General features: G+C 68.2%; 13 protein-coding genes. 10 read left to right on the top strand and 3 right to left on the bottom strand.

Going from position 1 to position 14,146, the window contains the following annotated elements:
- Positions 1–79: 79 nt before the first annotated feature.
- The 8 genes from VGE03_RS10370 (at position 80) to VGE03_RS10335 (ending at position 10,125) form a co-directional block, all read left to right on the top strand.
- Positions 80–1,198 carry a GTP-binding protein gene (locus VGE03_RS10370; RefSeq protein WP_331046404.1) on the top strand — a complete coding sequence of 373 codons (1,119 nt, stop codon included), beginning with the start codon at positions 80–82 and terminating at the stop codon, positions 1,196–1,198.
- 81 nt (positions 1,199–1,279) lie between these two features.
- Entirely contained in the window at positions 1,280–1,996 is a 717-nt protein-coding gene (locus VGE03_RS10365) for a hypothetical protein (protein WP_331046403.1), read from the top strand.
- Between the two features lie 38 nt (positions 1,997–2,034).
- Complete coding sequence (locus VGE03_RS10360) at positions 2,035–2,997, top strand: WD40 repeat domain-containing protein (protein ID WP_331046402.1); 963 nt, start codon at positions 2,035–2,037, stop codon at positions 2,995–2,997.
- A 422-nt stretch (positions 2,998–3,419) separates the two neighbouring features.
- Positions 3,420–3,785, top strand: coding sequence for a TadE/TadG family type IV pilus assembly protein (locus tag VGE03_RS10355; RefSeq protein WP_331046401.1), 366 nt, complete (start codon positions 3,420–3,422; stop codon positions 3,783–3,785).
- Positions 3,782–5,398, top strand: coding sequence for a TadG family pilus assembly protein (locus tag VGE03_RS10350; protein WP_331046400.1), 1,617 nt, complete (start codon positions 3,782–3,784; stop codon positions 5,396–5,398). The genes VGE03_RS10355 and VGE03_RS10350 overlap by 4 nt, the downstream gene beginning before the upstream one ends.
- Before the next feature lie 40 nt (positions 5,399–5,438).
- The gene (gene mtgA, locus VGE03_RS10345) at positions 5,439–6,146 is read left to right on the top strand and encodes a monofunctional biosynthetic peptidoglycan transglycosylase (protein ID WP_331046399.1); all 708 of its coding nucleotides are present in this window, start codon (positions 5,439–5,441) and stop codon (positions 6,144–6,146) included.
- A gap of 77 nt (positions 6,147–6,223) precedes the next feature.
- The gene (locus VGE03_RS10340) at positions 6,224–8,110 is read left to right on the top strand and encodes a M2 family metallopeptidase (protein ID WP_331046398.1); all 1,887 of its coding nucleotides are present in this window, start codon (positions 6,224–6,226) and stop codon (positions 8,108–8,110) included.
- 137 nt (positions 8,111–8,247) lie between these two features.
- Positions 8,248–10,125 (top strand): ubiquitin-activating E1 FCCH domain-containing protein, encoded by a 1,878-nt coding sequence (locus tag VGE03_RS10335; protein ID WP_331046397.1) that lies wholly within the window; start codon positions 8,248–8,250, stop codon positions 10,123–10,125.
- Positions 10,126–10,363: 238 nt separating this feature from the next.
- On the opposite strand, the gene VGE03_RS10330 is transcribed toward VGE03_RS10335, so the two are convergent.
- Complete coding sequence (locus tag VGE03_RS10330) at positions 10,364–11,275, bottom strand: isopenicillin N synthase family dioxygenase (protein ID WP_331046437.1); 912 nt, start codon at positions 11,273–11,275, stop codon at positions 10,364–10,366.
- Between the two features lie 230 nt (positions 11,276–11,505).
- Between VGE03_RS10330 and VGE03_RS10325 the strand changes: the two genes are divergently transcribed.
- On the top strand, positions 11,506–12,180 hold the full coding sequence (locus VGE03_RS10325) for an OmpA family protein (protein ID WP_331046396.1): 675 nt from the start codon (positions 11,506–11,508) through the stop codon (positions 12,178–12,180).
- A 214-nt stretch (positions 12,181–12,394) separates the two neighbouring features.
- Positions 12,395–12,565 carry a hypothetical protein gene (locus VGE03_RS10320; RefSeq protein WP_331046395.1) on the top strand — a complete coding sequence of 57 codons (171 nt, stop codon included), beginning with the start codon at positions 12,395–12,397 and terminating at the stop codon, positions 12,563–12,565.
- Positions 12,566–12,572: 7 nt separating this feature from the next.
- Here the strand turns inward: VGE03_RS10320 and VGE03_RS10315 are convergent, their stop codons facing one another.
- Together VGE03_RS10315 and VGE03_RS10310 are read right to left on the bottom strand one after the other, a co-directional pair.
- Positions 12,573–13,877, bottom strand: coding sequence for a UDP-glucose/GDP-mannose dehydrogenase family protein (locus VGE03_RS10315; RefSeq protein WP_331046394.1), 1,305 nt, complete (start codon positions 13,875–13,877; stop codon positions 12,573–12,575).
- A gap of 150 nt (positions 13,878–14,027) precedes the next feature.
- A partial coding sequence (locus tag VGE03_RS10310) for a hypothetical protein (RefSeq protein ID WP_331046436.1) occupies positions 14,028–14,146 on the bottom strand: 119 nt, incomplete at its 5' end.

Raw genomic sequence — 14,146 nt, 5'->3', positions numbered from 1 at the left:
TACTGCCTACTGCCTACTGCCTACTGCCTACTGCCTCCCCGCCCTTCACAAAACCGCCCCGACACGCCATTTGCCGCCCATGACCGACACCGCCTCCGCTTCCGACAAGATCCCCGTCACCGTGCTCACCGGCTATCTCGGCGCCGGGAAGACGACCCTGCTGAACCGGATCCTCACCGAGGACCACGGCAAGCGCTACGCCGTCATCGTCAATGAGTTCGGCGAGATCGGCATCGACAACGATCTGGTGGTCGGCGCCGACGAGGATGTGTTCGAGATGAACAACGGCTGCGTCTGCTGCACGGTGCGCGGCGACCTGATCCGTGTGGTCTCGGGCCTGATGAAGCGCCAGCGTCCGGGCAAGCCGGCGTTCGACGCCATCATCGTGGAGACGACCGGTCTGGCGGACCCCGGCCCGGTGGCCCAGACCTTCTTCGTGGACGACGAGGTCAAGGCCAAGACCCAGCTGGACAGCGTCACGGCCCTGGTCGACGCCAAGCATGTGATGGCCCGCCTGACGGACTCCAGGGAAGCCCGCGAGCAGGTCGCCTTCGCCGACCGCATCATCCTGAACAAGGTCGATCTGGTCTCGGGCGAGGAGCTGGCCGAGGTGGAGAGCCGCCTGCGCGCGCTGAACCCGCTGGCCCCGATCACCCGCGCCGAGCGCTCGAACGTGCCGCTGGATCAGGTGCTGGGCGTGCACGGCTTCGACCTGGAGCGGATCACCGAGGTGCGCCCGGACTTCGTCAACCCGCCGCACGGCGCCGACGGCCATGTGCACGACGAGCACTGCGGGCACGACCATCACCATCATGACCACGACCATGATCACCACGATCATGACCATGGCCACGATCACGGGCATGACCACCACCACGGTCCGCGCGGCCATGCGCACCAGGACGACATCAAGGGCATCGCCCTGTCGCTGGACCGCCCGCTGGACGGCCAGAAATTCACCAAATGGCTGGACCAGCTGCTGGGCGAGCAGGGCCAGAACATCCTGCGCGCCAAGGGCATCATCGATGTCGCCGGCGAGGACCGCCGTCTGGTCTTCCAGGCGGTGCACATGATTCTGGAGGGCGACCTTCAGAAGCCGTGGGGCGACAAGGAGCGCCGCTGGAGCCGCGCCGTCTTCATCGGCCGCGATCTGGACGAGGCCGCGCTGAAGGCCGGGTTCGAGGCCTGCGCGGCCTGAGACTGACGAGACCTGACGGCGCCGGGACGGGGATCGCCCCGGCGCCCTAGCCTCCCCCGATCATTTCAGGGGAGTTCGTCGATGAGATCGCTGGTTCTGGCCGCCTGTTGCGCGGCCCTGCTCGCCGGTTGCTCCAGCTACCGGACGCCGGGCACCGGGGTGGCGCTGGGGGCGATCACCGAAACGGATATCGCCGCCGCCTTCCAGCGCGAGCCCGCCGTCCAGTTCCCGGCGCGCATGGCGGTGACCCGCGTCGCCGGATCGGGCTACTGGAGCCGGTCCAACAGCGGCTATGGCGGCGGGGCCTTCAGCATCCTGACCGCCCGCGACATAGAGACCGAGGAGAGTCTGGCCCGTCTGGGCCGGATGCCCCGCATCGCCGCCGTCGCGCCGGTCAGCCGCCTGCTGGTCCCGGTCCAGCTGGAGAGCACGCGCGACCTGCGTACGGCGGCGGCCCAGCTGCGGGCCGACGTGCTGCTGATCTATACGATCGACACCCGCTTCCGCACCGAGACAACCGAGCTGGGGCCGCTGCAGACGGTGGCGCTGGGCTTCCTGCCCAGCAAGAAGGCGGTGGTGCATTCGACCTGCGCCTTCATGATCGTCGATGTGCGCACCGGCTTCGTCTACGGAACCGGCGAGACCACGGCGACCGAGGACCAGCGCAGCAACATCTGGGGCGCCGAGAGCGCCATCGAGGAGGCCCGGCTGAGGGCCGAGCGCCGCGCCTTCGAGGAGGGGCTGGGCGAGGTCGAGACCCTGTGGGCCGGGATCGTGGCGCAGCACGGCGCCGCCTGACGCTCGATTTTCCCGGCGGGAGCGATATATGAGCGCCCATGCCCAGCTTCTCCTTCGACGCCCAGCCCACCGCCGCCCTGTTTGAAAAGGACGGCGCCGTCTTCGCCCTCGGCGACGGGGCGGTGCGGTTCGAGGACGGGTCCTTCAGCATCGCCCATGACGGCGCGATCCTGTGCGCCTGCGTCCACCCGTCGGGCGAGGGGATCGTCACCGGCGGCGATGACGGCCGGGTGATCTGGCACCGCAAGAGCGAGGCCGGCCTTCTGGCCACGGCCAAGGGCTGGATCGACGCCATCGACGCCTCGGCCGAGAGCGGGCTGATCGCCTTCTCCTCCGGCCGGACACTGTCGGTGATCGACGCGAAGGACGCGACCTTCCGCCGGGACTTCCAGCACGAGCGCACGGTGTCGGGCGTGGCCTTCGAGCCCAAGGGACGGCGGATCGCCACCTCGACCTACGGCGGCGCGGCCCTGTGGTTCGCGCGGATCGCCGACCAGAAGCCGACGCTGCTGAAATGGGCGGGGTCGCACGTCGGTGTCGCCTTCTCCCCGGACGGCGCCTTCATCATCACCTCGATGCAGGACAACCAGCTGCACGGCTGGCGCATCAAGGACCAGAAGAACCTGCGCATGGGCGGCTATCCCGGCAAGGTAAAGTCAGTGAGCTTCCTGTCGAAGGGCCAGCTGATGGCCACCTCCGGCGCCCAGGGCGCGGTGCTCTGGCCGTTCGTCGGCGCCAACGGCCCGATGGGCAAGGAAGCCACCGAGATCGGCTATGACGAAGGCAGCCTGATCGCCCTCGTGGCCTCCACCCCGAAATCGGGACTGCTGGTCGCCGGCCTGAACGACGGACGCGTGTGGCTGGCCGACCCCGCCGGACAGGGCCTGAACTTCCTCAAGGCCGACAAGGGCGCGTCCATCGTGGCCCTGGCGATGAGCCCTGACGCGAAACATGTCGCCTGGGCCGATGAGGACGGTCACGCAGGCGTGTTCACGCTCTGAGTCGCGTTCAGGGAAAAAATTTCCACAACCCTTTCCGGTTGCAACAATTAGCCACCTAAGTAACGCCGTTCCGTGACCAAAACTACCATTTTTGCGGGTAGATATTTGATCCACCCGTTCAGGATGTATTAGCCTTCCTCCGGTAGTACGGATGGCATGACGCACTCCAAGCCTGTTCCTGGTTTCCTGGGACTGGAAGTCCCGCCCCGCAGCGAGACTGTCGCGCGCGTCCGGCCCACACCGGTCGCCATGGCAGACCTGTCGCCGGAGGAGTGGCGCATCATCGCCCTGGCCGAATGTCCGAAAACTCGCCGGACCATGGCCGACATGATCGCCAACTCACCCCCCGGCGTCGGAAAGGCGCCGCTATGTCGACAACGCTGAAGCGCACATTTCTGGGATGCCGCCGCGGGGGCGCCGCGGTGGAGTTCGCCATCCTGGCGCCCGCCCTGCTGGCGCTTGTCGCGGGGGGCATCTTCTACAGTCGCTGGTTCACCGTCGCCTCGCAGACGCAGAACCTGGCCAGCGACGGCGCCCGCGCCGCGGTCGCCGGACTGGATGACGATGAACGTCGCCAGATCGTCGACGGCCTGATGACCGGCGCTGTGGTCACCGTACCGCTGGAAAAGGGATCGACCCGCACCTGGCAGGTGTCGCGCGACGGCGACCTGTACAGCGTCTCGGTCACCACCGTCCTGCCCGACTATGACCTGGCGAAGCTGGTGCCGATGCCGGACCGCAACGTCACCCGGGCGGCGGTCGTGATCATTCCGGAGCCGGCGTCGTGATCCGCTTCCTGAAGCGGTGGGCGAAGGATCAGCGCGGCGGGGTCGGCGCCCTGTCGGTGCTGGTGACCGTTCTGGTCATCACCGCCACCGCCGTGACCATCGATGTCGCCTCGGTGCAGTTCCGCGCCCGCGCCCTGCAGGGCCTCGCAGACACCGCCGCCGTCTCCGCCGCCGGGGACCTGACCACCGCCGAGCCGACGGTCCGCCGCGTCCTGGCCCTGAAAAGCTCCGAGGCGCGCGTCCACGGCGTGGCGCTGGGCGAATATCAGGCGCGGGCGGATGTCCCGATCGCCGACCGGTTCAATCCGTCAGGCGCGCTGCCGGACGCCGTCCGGGTGGTGCTGGAGGAGGACGTGCGGCTCTTCTTCGGCTCGGTGCTGGGCATCGACTCGATCCGGGTGCGCAAGACCGCCGTGGCCATCCGGCCCGCCCGGGACGCCGCCGCCTTCTCGATCGGTTCGCGCCTGCTGACCCTTGACCCCGCACTGGTCAACGCCCTGCTCTCGCAGTTGACCGGCCGCCAGATCCAGCTGACCGCCCTGTCCTACGACAGCCTGCTGAGCTCCAGCCTGGACGTCGACGACCTGCTGCAGGAACTGGCGACCAGCCTGTCGGAAGACGACAGGGAAACCCTGCTGACCCGCACCCTGTCGACCCGGCGACTGGTGGACGCCATGGCCAGCCAGACCACCGGCCAGACCCGGGTGGCGCTGAACAACATCTCGACCTCGCTGGGTTCGGGTCAGGACCGGAACCTGCGCCTCGACACCCTCATCGACGTCGATCCGGCCGTGAAGGGCGAGGTCAACGCCAAGGTGCCGGTCTGGGACCTGCTGAACGCCGCCCTCGGCGAGGCCGCCGGCCCCCAGACCATCGATCTGAACGCCACCGTCAGCGCCCCGGTCACCGCCAAGGTCCGGCTGGCCATCGGCGAGCGTGAACAGAAGTCGCCCTGGCTGACCATCACCAGGGATGGCCAGACCATTGTGCGCACCGCCCAGGCCCGGGTGCACGTCGACGTCACCACCGCCAATCTGGCGGGACTGGGCCGGGTCCATCTGCCGGTCTATGCCGAGGTGGCCAGCGGCAAGGCGGCGCTGGCCTCCATCGACTGCCGCAACGACGCCTTCAACGTCACCGCCCGCTCGGGCGTGGCCAGCGTGGCGCTGGGCGAGATTGAGTCCTCACGCCTCTCGGACTTCTCGCGCGACGCCGCCCTGACGCCCGCCGCCGTGCTGGACACCAGCGCCCTGAAGGTCCGCGCCTCGGCCCGGATCAATGTGGCGGACTCCGGCGACCGGAACCTGCGCTTCAGTCGACAGGACGTGACCGACCTGAAGGCCCAGACCATCGGCTCCAAGAGCATCCTCGGCTCGACCCTGACCAGTCTGGTGTCCAACGCCAATCTGGACATCCAGGTGCTCGGACTGGGCATCGCCCTGCCCGGCCTGCCGACCCAGATCCGCGACATCCTCGCCGGCATCGCCGCGCCGCTGGACGCCGTGCTGGAGGAGGTGCTGACGCTGGTCGGCGTAGGCATCGGCGAGGCCGACGTGAGGGCCAACGGCCTGATCTGCGGTCACGAGGGCTCCCCCCCGACGCTGGCGGCCTGAGCCCCTTGCATCGTCGCGGCCGGCGGCCCTACATCGGCGCATGACGGGGGCTCCCAGAAAGACACGGCGACGGCCGATCCTGACCGTGCTGTCGGTGCTCGGCATCCTCGTGTTCGGGGGCGTGGCGCTATACCGCTTCCTGCCGCCGCCCCAGACCTGGCTGATGACCCTCCGGCTCACCCAGGGCGAGGGCCGCGACTATCGCTGGCGTTCGCTCGATGACATCTCGCCCCGGCTGGTCGACGCCGTGATCGCCTCGGAAGACGCCACCTTCTGCGCGCACAGCGGCTTCGACATGAAGGCCATCGAGAAGGCGCTGAGAGACAACGCCCGGGCCGAAAAGCGCGGCAGCGGACGCATCCGCGGCGGCTCCACCATCAGCCAGCAGACCGCCAAGAACGTCTTCCTCTGGCCGGGCCGGGACTGGGTCCGCAAGGGGCTCGAAGCCGGCTACACCGTCCTGATCGAGACCGCCTGGGGCAAGCGCCGGATCATGGAGGTCTATCTGAACGTCGCCGAGTGGGGGCCCGGGATCTACGGGGCCGAGGCGGCCGCGCGCCACTGGTACGGCAAGAGCGCCCGCGATCTGACCGCGCGCGAAGCGGCGCGACTGGCGGCCATCCTGCCCTCCCCGCGCCGTTACAAGGCCGCCTCGCCCGGCCCCTACGTCCGCCGCCGCGCCTCGCGCATCCAGGCGGCCATGGGCACGGTCCGCAATGACGGACTGAACGCCTGCGTGACCGGTTAACAGCGCCGCTTGACCTTACGGCCCCGCTCCGGTCCCTTGCCGCGCGAGACGCGGCGGGAGGCCGCGAGGAGGACCCCATGAAGCGTTCCCTTTTGACCGCGACCGCCGTCTGCGCGCTCGCCTTCGGCGCGGCCGCCTGTATGGCGCCCGGCTATTTCGACCAGCCCGAAACCCCCGCGGGCGGCCTGCAGGCGCGCCCCCTGACCAGCGGCGATCTGGTCAACGGGGCCCCCACCGCGGCCGAGGCTGTGAACTTCGTCGCCGACGCCGAACGTCAACTGGCGGAACTGAGCGAGGAGGCGTCGCGCATCGCCTGGACCCGCGCGACCAACATCACCTACGACACCATGTGGCTGGAGAGCCGCATCAACGCCCAGATGACCGAGCTGCAGGTGCGGCTGGCCGGTCAGGCCGCGCGCTTCAATGATGTCGAAGTCCCCGCCGACGTCCGTCGCAAGCTGAACCTGCTGCGGCTCGGCATCGTCCTGCCGGCCCCGAGCCGCGCCGGCGCGGCGTCCGAACTGGCCGACATCACCACCCGCCTGGACTCGACCTACGCCACCGGCAAGTTCCAGTACCAGGGCCGCGAGATTACCCTGGACGAGGCGAACATCCTGATCGCCGAGAGCCGCAATCCGGCCGAGACCAAGGCCCTGTACGAAGGCTGGCGCACCGTGTCGCCCGCCATGGCCGGCGACTATGCCCGCATGGTCGAGATCGCCAACGAGGGCAGCCGCGAGCTCGGCTTCGCCGACACCGGCGCCATGTGGCGGGCCGGCTATGACATGGACCCGGACGCCTTCGCCGCCGAGACCGACCGCCTGTGGGAACAGGTGAAGCCCTTCTACGAGAACCTGCACTGCTATGTGCGCGGCCGCCTGAACGCCAAATACGGCGACGCCGTCCAGCCGGACCACGGCCCGATCCGCGCCGACCTGCTGGGCAATATGTGGTCGCAGCAGTGGGGGAACATCTATGACGTGGTGGCCCCGACCGAGGGCGGCGCCTCCAGCTATGACCTGACCGACCTGCTGACCTCGCAGCAGTATGATGCGGTGCGCATGGTCCGCACCGGCGAGGGCTTCTACACCTCGCTCGGCCTCGATCCCCTGCCCCAGACCTTCTGGGAACGGTCGCAGATCACCCGCCCGCGCGACCGCGAAGTGGTCTGCCACGCCTCGGCCTGGGACCTGGATAATCGAGACGACATCCGCATCAAGATGTGCACCCAGGTGAACGGCGACGACTTCTACACCGTCCACCACGAGCTGGGTCACAACTACTACCAGCGCGCCTACAAGGATCAGCCGTTCCTGTTCAAGAACGGGGCGAACGACGGCTTCCACGAGGCGATCGGCGACTTCATCGGCCTGTCGGCCCTGACCCCGACCTATCTGAACCAGATCGGCCTGCTGCAGACCACGCCGGGCGCGGAGGAGGACATTCCGTTCCTGCTCAAGATGGCGCTCGACAAGATCGCCTTCCTGCCGTTCGGCCTGATGGTCGACCGCTGGCGCTGGGACGTCTTCTCGGGCGAGACCAGCCCGGCGGAGTACAACGCCGCCTGGTCGGCCGACATGCTGAAGTACCAGGGTCTGGTCCCGCCGGGACCGCGCCCGGACAACGCCTTCGACCCGGGCGCCAAGTACCATATCCCGGGCAACACGCCGTACACCCGCTACTTCCTGGCCCACATCTACCAGTTCCAGTTCCACCGCGCGGCCTGCCGCCAGGCGGGCTGGAACGGCCCGCTGCATCGCTGTTCGATCTACGGCAACGAAGAGGTCGGCCAGCGCTTCAACGCGATGATGGAGATGGGCCAGTCGCGGCCGTGGCCGGAGGCCATGCAGGCCTTCACCGGCGAGCGCGGCAACGACGCCTCGGCGGTGGCCGACTACTTCGCCCCGCTGAACGAATGGCTGATCCGCCAGAACCGCGGCAAGGACTGCGGCTGGGACTCCTGATCCGCCGATGACAGGGACGCCCGGCGGTTCGTCACCGCCGGGTTAACCCTCGCCGTTGAGCCTTCCCTTAACCGAACCCGGTCATGATTGATCGACAACGGTGGGGCCCTGCGCGCCCGGCGCGGGACAGGACGACGATGACCTTCGGACGACGGATCAGCGGCATCATGCGCGACGGCCGGGCCTTCCTGCGCCGTCTGGCCGGCGAAACGCGCGGCAATGTGGCCATGATTTTCGGCCTCAGCCTGCCCGTCCTGATCCTGATGACCGTCGGCGGCGTGGACATCCACCGCGCCTCGACCGTGCGGGTGAACCTGCAGGACGCGCTGGACGCCGCCGCCCTGCACGCGGCCCGCTCGCCCTACACCTCGAACACCGACATCCAGCGCGTCGGCCTGGCCGCCCTGAAGGCCAATCTGAAGGCCTATCCGCAGATCCGCCTGCGCGAGGCGGACACCACCTTCGTGCTGAACAGCGACGACGTGGTCATCGCCAACTCCAAGGTCGACGTGAAGACCCTGGTCGCCAACATCTTCCTGCCGCCCTACGGCAAGTTCATGGACGACTACATCGCCGTGGGCGCCCACTCGGAGGTGGACCGGTCGTCGCGGAACGTCGAGGTGGCGCTGGTGCTCGACGTCACCGGCTCGATGGCGCTGGACAACCGGATCGTCGACCTGAAGGCCGCCGCGAAGGACCTCGTCGATATCGTCGTCCAGGACGTCCAGAGCCCCTACTATTCCAAGGTCGCCATCGTGCCGTACTCGATGGCCGTCAACGTCGACACCTATGCGAACGCCGCGCGAGGGTCGATCATCGGCTCGACCAACATCACCGGCGCCGCGATCAACCTGACCGGCCCGCAGCGGACCATCACCGCCGCGACCAAGGCCCGACCGGTCGTGATCACCTCGAACGGCCACGGCTTCGTCAACGGCGACGTGGTCTGGGTGACCGGCGTCAACGGCATGACGGCCCTGAACAACAAGGCCTTCCTCGTTGCCAACAAGACGACCAACACCTTCGAGCTCTACACCCTGTCCGGCAGCCGGGTGGATGGGCGGAACTACAGCACCTACTCGAGCGGCGGCCGCGTCCAGAAGTGCCAGAACAACGACTGCTCGATCACCATCACCTCGAACAGCCACGGGCTGTCGAACAACGAGTACGTCTACATCACCGACGTCGGCGGCATGACGGAGATCAACAACCAGACCTATCTGGTCGGCAACGTCACCACGAACACGTTCACCATCGACCCCAACGCCTCGTCGCTGACGCCCTACACCTCGGGCGGCAAGTCCTGGTGCGCCCGCTACGGCTGCACCTACTACACGTTCGAGAACGTCTATGACGACCTGCTGACCCACCGCGTCAGCACCTGTGTGACCGAGCGGACCGGCGGCAACGCCTATACCGACATTTCGCCGAGCTCATCGCGGGTGGGGCTGAACTACCCGTCCACCTCCAATCCCTGCCTGGCCAGCACCGTCCGCCCGCTGTCGAGCACCAAGTCCACGATCAAGTCGAACATCGACGCCCTGGTCGCCTCCGGCTCGACCGGCGGGCACGTCGGCGTGGCCTGGGGCTGGTACACCCTGTCGCCGAACTTCAGCCTGTTCGGATCGGCCACGGCGGCGCCCTACAACACGGCCGATACGCTGAAGGCCGTCGTGATCATGACCGACGGCGAATACAACAGCGGCTACTGCAACGGCGTCATCGCCCGCAACTCGACCAGCGGCTCGGGCTCGGACACCCTGCACATCAACTGCGACGCGCCCAACGGCCACCCCTTCGACCAGACCCTGGCCATGTGCGCGGCCATGAAGCGGGCGGGCGTCGTGGTCTACACAGTGGGCTTCAAGGTGGTGGACGACGAGCGTGCGCGCCGGATGGTCAACGAGTGCGCCACCTCGGCCAGCTACGTCCACATGGCCAACAGCGGCACCGCGCTGAGCGAAGCCTTCCGGGCCATCGGCCGCGACATCACGCAGCTGCGCATTTCGAAGTAGCGGGCGGCGCCATCGGCGGTCGCGCTGTCTGCGGCGGGGTCGGTGGATGGGACGTGATTGGTGATTGGTGATTGGTGGCTGGCCAGCAGACTGCGACGGCAGTTGCGGCGCTGCGCCCCGCCGCCAGCGGAAGGGCGGCGCACATGGCTCCCGCCACTGGATGGCGGCCAGCCACCAATCACCAACCACCAATCACCGGCAGTGCGCCCGCCGTACGAGCGCACCGCCTCCGGCTGCCTCAGATCAGGCGGATTTCCTTCAGGCGCTGGGTGAGGAAGTCCTCGGCCATCAGCGGCTGCCCGGCGTAGCGGTCCGGGTTCTCCGGGGTCACGGTCGAGGGCAGGCTCTCGATCATGAAGTCCGGGTTGAAGTGCAGGAAGAAGGGCGTCGAGTAGCGGGCGAAGCTGGCCCGGTCCGGCGCCGGGTTGATCACCCGGTGGCTGGTCGACGGCAGGACGTGGTTGGTCAGACGCTGCAGCATGTCGCCGATGTTGACCACCAGCGCGCCCGGCGGCGGGGCGACGTCCAGCCATTCGCCGTCGGCGTCCTTGAGCTGCAGGCCGGCCTCTTCGGCGCCCAGCAACAGGGTGATGACGTTGATGTCCTCATGCGCGCCGGCGCGGACGCCCGGGGCGCCCGCCGGGACCGGCGGATAGTGCAGCATACGCAGGATCGAGTTGCCCAGCTGGACCTTGTCCTCGAAATAGTCGTCGCCGAGCTGGAGGTAGCGGGCGATGCCGCGCAGGACCTTGGCGCCCAGGGCGTCCATGGCGCTGAACATGCCATACAGGTGATCCTTAAAGCCCTCGACCTCGGTCGGCCAGACGTTGTCGCGCATGTATTTGCGGTAGGGGTGCCCCTCCGGCAGCTCACGGCCGACGTGCCAGAACTCCTTCAGGTCGACGGTGGCGGCGCCCTTGGCGGCCTCGACGCCGAACGGGGTCAGGCCGCGCGCGCCGCCGGTGCCCGGTTGGTGGTACTGGCGCTTCACGTCTTCCGGCAGGGCGAAGAAGGCCTTGGCGTCATCGATCGCCGCCTCGATCACACCCTCATCCAGACCATGGTCCGAAATAACGGCGAAGCCATACCGCTTGAACGACGCGCCGAGCGCATCGGCGAAGGCCTGGAAGTCCTGATCGTACAGTTTCATCGACACCGGCTCGAGGGCGCGGGTCGGGGTGGAGGCGGGGGCGTCTGCGGTCACGAGGGAACCCTTGTCAATAATCTGGCCGTTTCCATACGCCCTGCGACCCGATCTTGGCAAAGCGTGGGCGCCCATGCGCTGAACAGCCGGCGGCCGTTCAGGAACCGTACAGGCAGGAACCTTGACCATAAGGCCGCGTTTGAGAGGCAGAGGCCTCACCGTCGAAAGGAATCCCCATGCGCGCCAAACTCATCGTCACCGGCGTCAGCATCGCCGCCCTGCTGGGCGCCGCCGCCTGCACCACCACCGATCCGTACAGCTCGACCCCGCGCCGCAACAACACCGGCACCGGCGTCATCGCGGGCGCCCTGGGCGGCGCCCTGCTGGGTTATCTGACCAACACCTCGAACTCCGAGGAAGGCCGCAAGAACGCCCTGATCGGCGCCGGCATCGGCGCCTTGGGCGGCGCGGCCGTGGGCGCCTACATGGACCGCCAGCAGCGCGAACTGGAAGCCGAACTGTCGGGCACCGGCGTCGGCGTGGCGCGTCAGGGCGACAACCTGATCCTGCGCATGCCGTCGGATGTGACCTTCGCCACCAACCAGTCGTCGATCAACAGCCGCTTCTACGCGACGCTGGATGACGTCGCCGCGGTCCTGAACCGCTACGACCAGTCGATCGTCGACATCATCGGCCACGCCGACGCCGACGGTTCGGACGACTACAACCTGAACCTCTCGCGTCAGCGGGCCTCGTCGGTGGCCCAGTATCTGGTCCAGCGCAACGTGCTGGCCGACCGCCTGTACGTCGACGGTCGCGGCGAAAGCCAGCCGATCGCCTCGAACGACACGGCCTCCGGCAAGGCGCAGAACCGTCGCGTCGAGATCCTGATCCGTCCGTTCCGCGGGTGATGCCTGGCTCCGGCGGCGGTGCTCGGTGCACCGCCGCCGGTGGCTGGCAAGTGGTTGGTGGCTAGTGGTTAGTCGCCACTAGCCACTTTCCGGCAGGGGCTGCCCGACCAGCGGGGCGCCGCTCTCGACGTCTTTCGGCGTCACACACCGTTCCGTGACTTGCGAACCCGTCTCCCGAAATGCTCGATAAGGGGCGTTCGACTCGGGGGAGCGTTTGCGTCCGGATCATCAGGAATTCGTCGACAGCGCCAGGCTGGCCGCCATCGCCGTGCTTTCGGCCGTGGTGACGGCGACGGCTGTCATCGGCGCCGGACGCGCCCTGCTGCCCCGGCCTGACCCTGTCGCCGAGGCGCAGGTCCAGCTGGTCCGGACCATGTCTCGCTAGGCGGGACTCAGGCGCGACCGATCGAGGTGTAGCGGAAGCCGCGGGCCCGCAAGTCGTCCGGGCGATAGACGTTGCGCAGATCGACCATGACCGGCTGCTTCAGCAGCAGCTTGACCCGGTCCAGATCCAGCGCGCGGAACTGGTCCCACTCGGTCAGGATCACCACCACATCGGCGCCCTCGACGGCGTCGTAAGGCCCGTCACGGAACACCACGCCGTCCAGCAGCTTGGCCGCCTCGTGCATCCCCTCGGGATCATAGGCCTGCACCGTCGCGCCGGCGGCCAGCAGGGCCGGGACCACGTCCAGCGACGGGGCGTCGCGCATGTCGTCGGTATTCGGCTTGAAGGTGACGCCCAGCAGGGCGACCGTCTTGCCCTTCAGGTCGCCGTCCAGAGCGGACGAGACCCGGCCCGCCATGGCCTTCTTGCGAGCGTCGTTGACCTCGACCGTGGTCTCGATCAGGCGCACGGGCGTGCCGGCGTCGACCGCCGTACGCACCAGCGCCAGGGTGTCCTTCGGGAAGCAGGAGCCGCCGTAGCCGGGGCCCGCATGCAGGAATTTCGAGCCGATCCGGTTGTCCAGGCCGATGCCGCGCGCGACCTGCTGCACGTCGGCGCCGACGGCCTCGCACAGGTCCGCCATCTCGTTGATGAAGGTGATCTTCATCGCCAGGAAGGCGTTGGCGGCGTATTTGATCAGCTCCGACGTGCGGCGGCCGGTGAACAGGATCGGCGTCTCGTTCAGGTTCAGCGGGCGGTACAGCTCGCGCATCACCTGGCGGGCGCGCTCGTCATCGGTGCCGACGACGACGCGGTCAGGACGTTTGAAGTCCTCGATGGCCGCGCCTTCGCGCAGGAACTCCGGGTTGGAGACCACGGCGAACTCGGCGTCCGGACGGCGTTCGCGGATGATGCGCTCGATCTCGTCGCCCGTGCCGACCGGGACGGTCGACTTGGTCACCACGACGGTGAAGCCCTCGATCAGGCCCGCGATCTCCTCCGCCGCCGCATAGACGTAGGACAGGTCGGCGTGGCCGTCTCCCCGGCGCGAGGGCGTGCCCACGGCGATGAAGACGGCGTCCGCGGTGCGGATGGCCTCGGCGCCGTCCAGGGCGAAGGACAGGCGTCCGCCGCGCACGTTCGAGGCCACCAGATCGTCCAGACCCGGCTCGAAGATCGGGATCTCGCCCTTCTCCAGCCGCTCGATCTTGGACGGGTCCTTGTCGACGCAGGTCACCACGTGACCGAAGTCGGCGAAACAGGCCCCTGACACCAGGCCCACATAGCCGGTTCCGATCATCGCCACGCGCATGTGGGTCCACCCCGTTCAGACAGGTCGTGGAGATAGCGAGCGGGCGCGCCTTTGACCACCCCGCTGCAAATTCGTCACGCAAAGCAAAACCGCCGGCCTCCTTTCGGAGACCGGCGGCTCTGTTGTCAGCCGTCTCGGCGACTTCCGGGTTTAGCGGAAGTTGATGCCGATGGTGGCGCGACGGTTCAGCGGCTCACGCACGCCGTCGGCGGTCGGGCGGGCCAGCTCGGTTTCACCCTTGCCGTCCAGCGAGATCACGCCGCCGTTGA

The sequence above is a fragment of the Brevundimonas sp. genome, from assembly GCF_036400995.1.
In the GTDB taxonomy this organism is placed as follows: domain Bacteria; phylum Pseudomonadota; class Alphaproteobacteria; order Caulobacterales; family Caulobacteraceae; genus Brevundimonas.
The sequence above is the reverse complement of the archived record's forward strand: the minus strand, read 5'-3'. Positions and strand labels throughout refer to the sequence as shown.

What these genes read in the sequence shown, in the direction of transcription:
- mtgA (WP_331046399.1), top strand. Translation starts at nt 5,439, where the DNA reads ATGACGGGGGCTCCCAGAAAGACACGGCGACGGCCGATCCTGACCGTG.
- VGE03_RS10370 (WP_331046404.1), top strand. Translation starts at nt 80, where the DNA reads ATGACCGACACCGCCTCCGCTTCCGACAAGATCCCCGTCACCGTGCTC.
- VGE03_RS10365 (WP_331046403.1), top strand. Translation starts at nt 1,280, where the DNA reads ATGAGATCGCTGGTTCTGGCCGCCTGTTGCGCGGCCCTGCTCGCCGGT.
- VGE03_RS10360 (WP_331046402.1), top strand. Translation starts at nt 2,035, where the DNA reads ATGCCCAGCTTCTCCTTCGACGCCCAGCCCACCGCCGCCCTGTTTGAA.
- VGE03_RS10325 (WP_331046396.1), top strand. Translation starts at nt 11,506, where the DNA reads ATGCGCGCCAAACTCATCGTCACCGGCGTCAGCATCGCCGCCCTGCTG.
- VGE03_RS10340 (WP_331046398.1), top strand. Translation starts at nt 6,224, where the DNA reads ATGAAGCGTTCCCTTTTGACCGCGACCGCCGTCTGCGCGCTCGCCTTC.
- VGE03_RS10330 (WP_331046437.1), bottom strand. Translation starts at nt 11,275, where the DNA reads ATGAAACTGTACGATCAGGACTTCCAGGCCTTCGCCGATGCGCTCGGC.
- VGE03_RS10335 (WP_331046397.1), top strand. Translation starts at nt 8,248, where the DNA reads ATGACCTTCGGACGACGGATCAGCGGCATCATGCGCGACGGCCGGGCC.
- VGE03_RS10315 (WP_331046394.1), bottom strand. Translation starts at nt 13,877, where the DNA reads ATGCGCGTGGCGATGATCGGAACCGGCTATGTGGGCCTGGTGTCAGGG.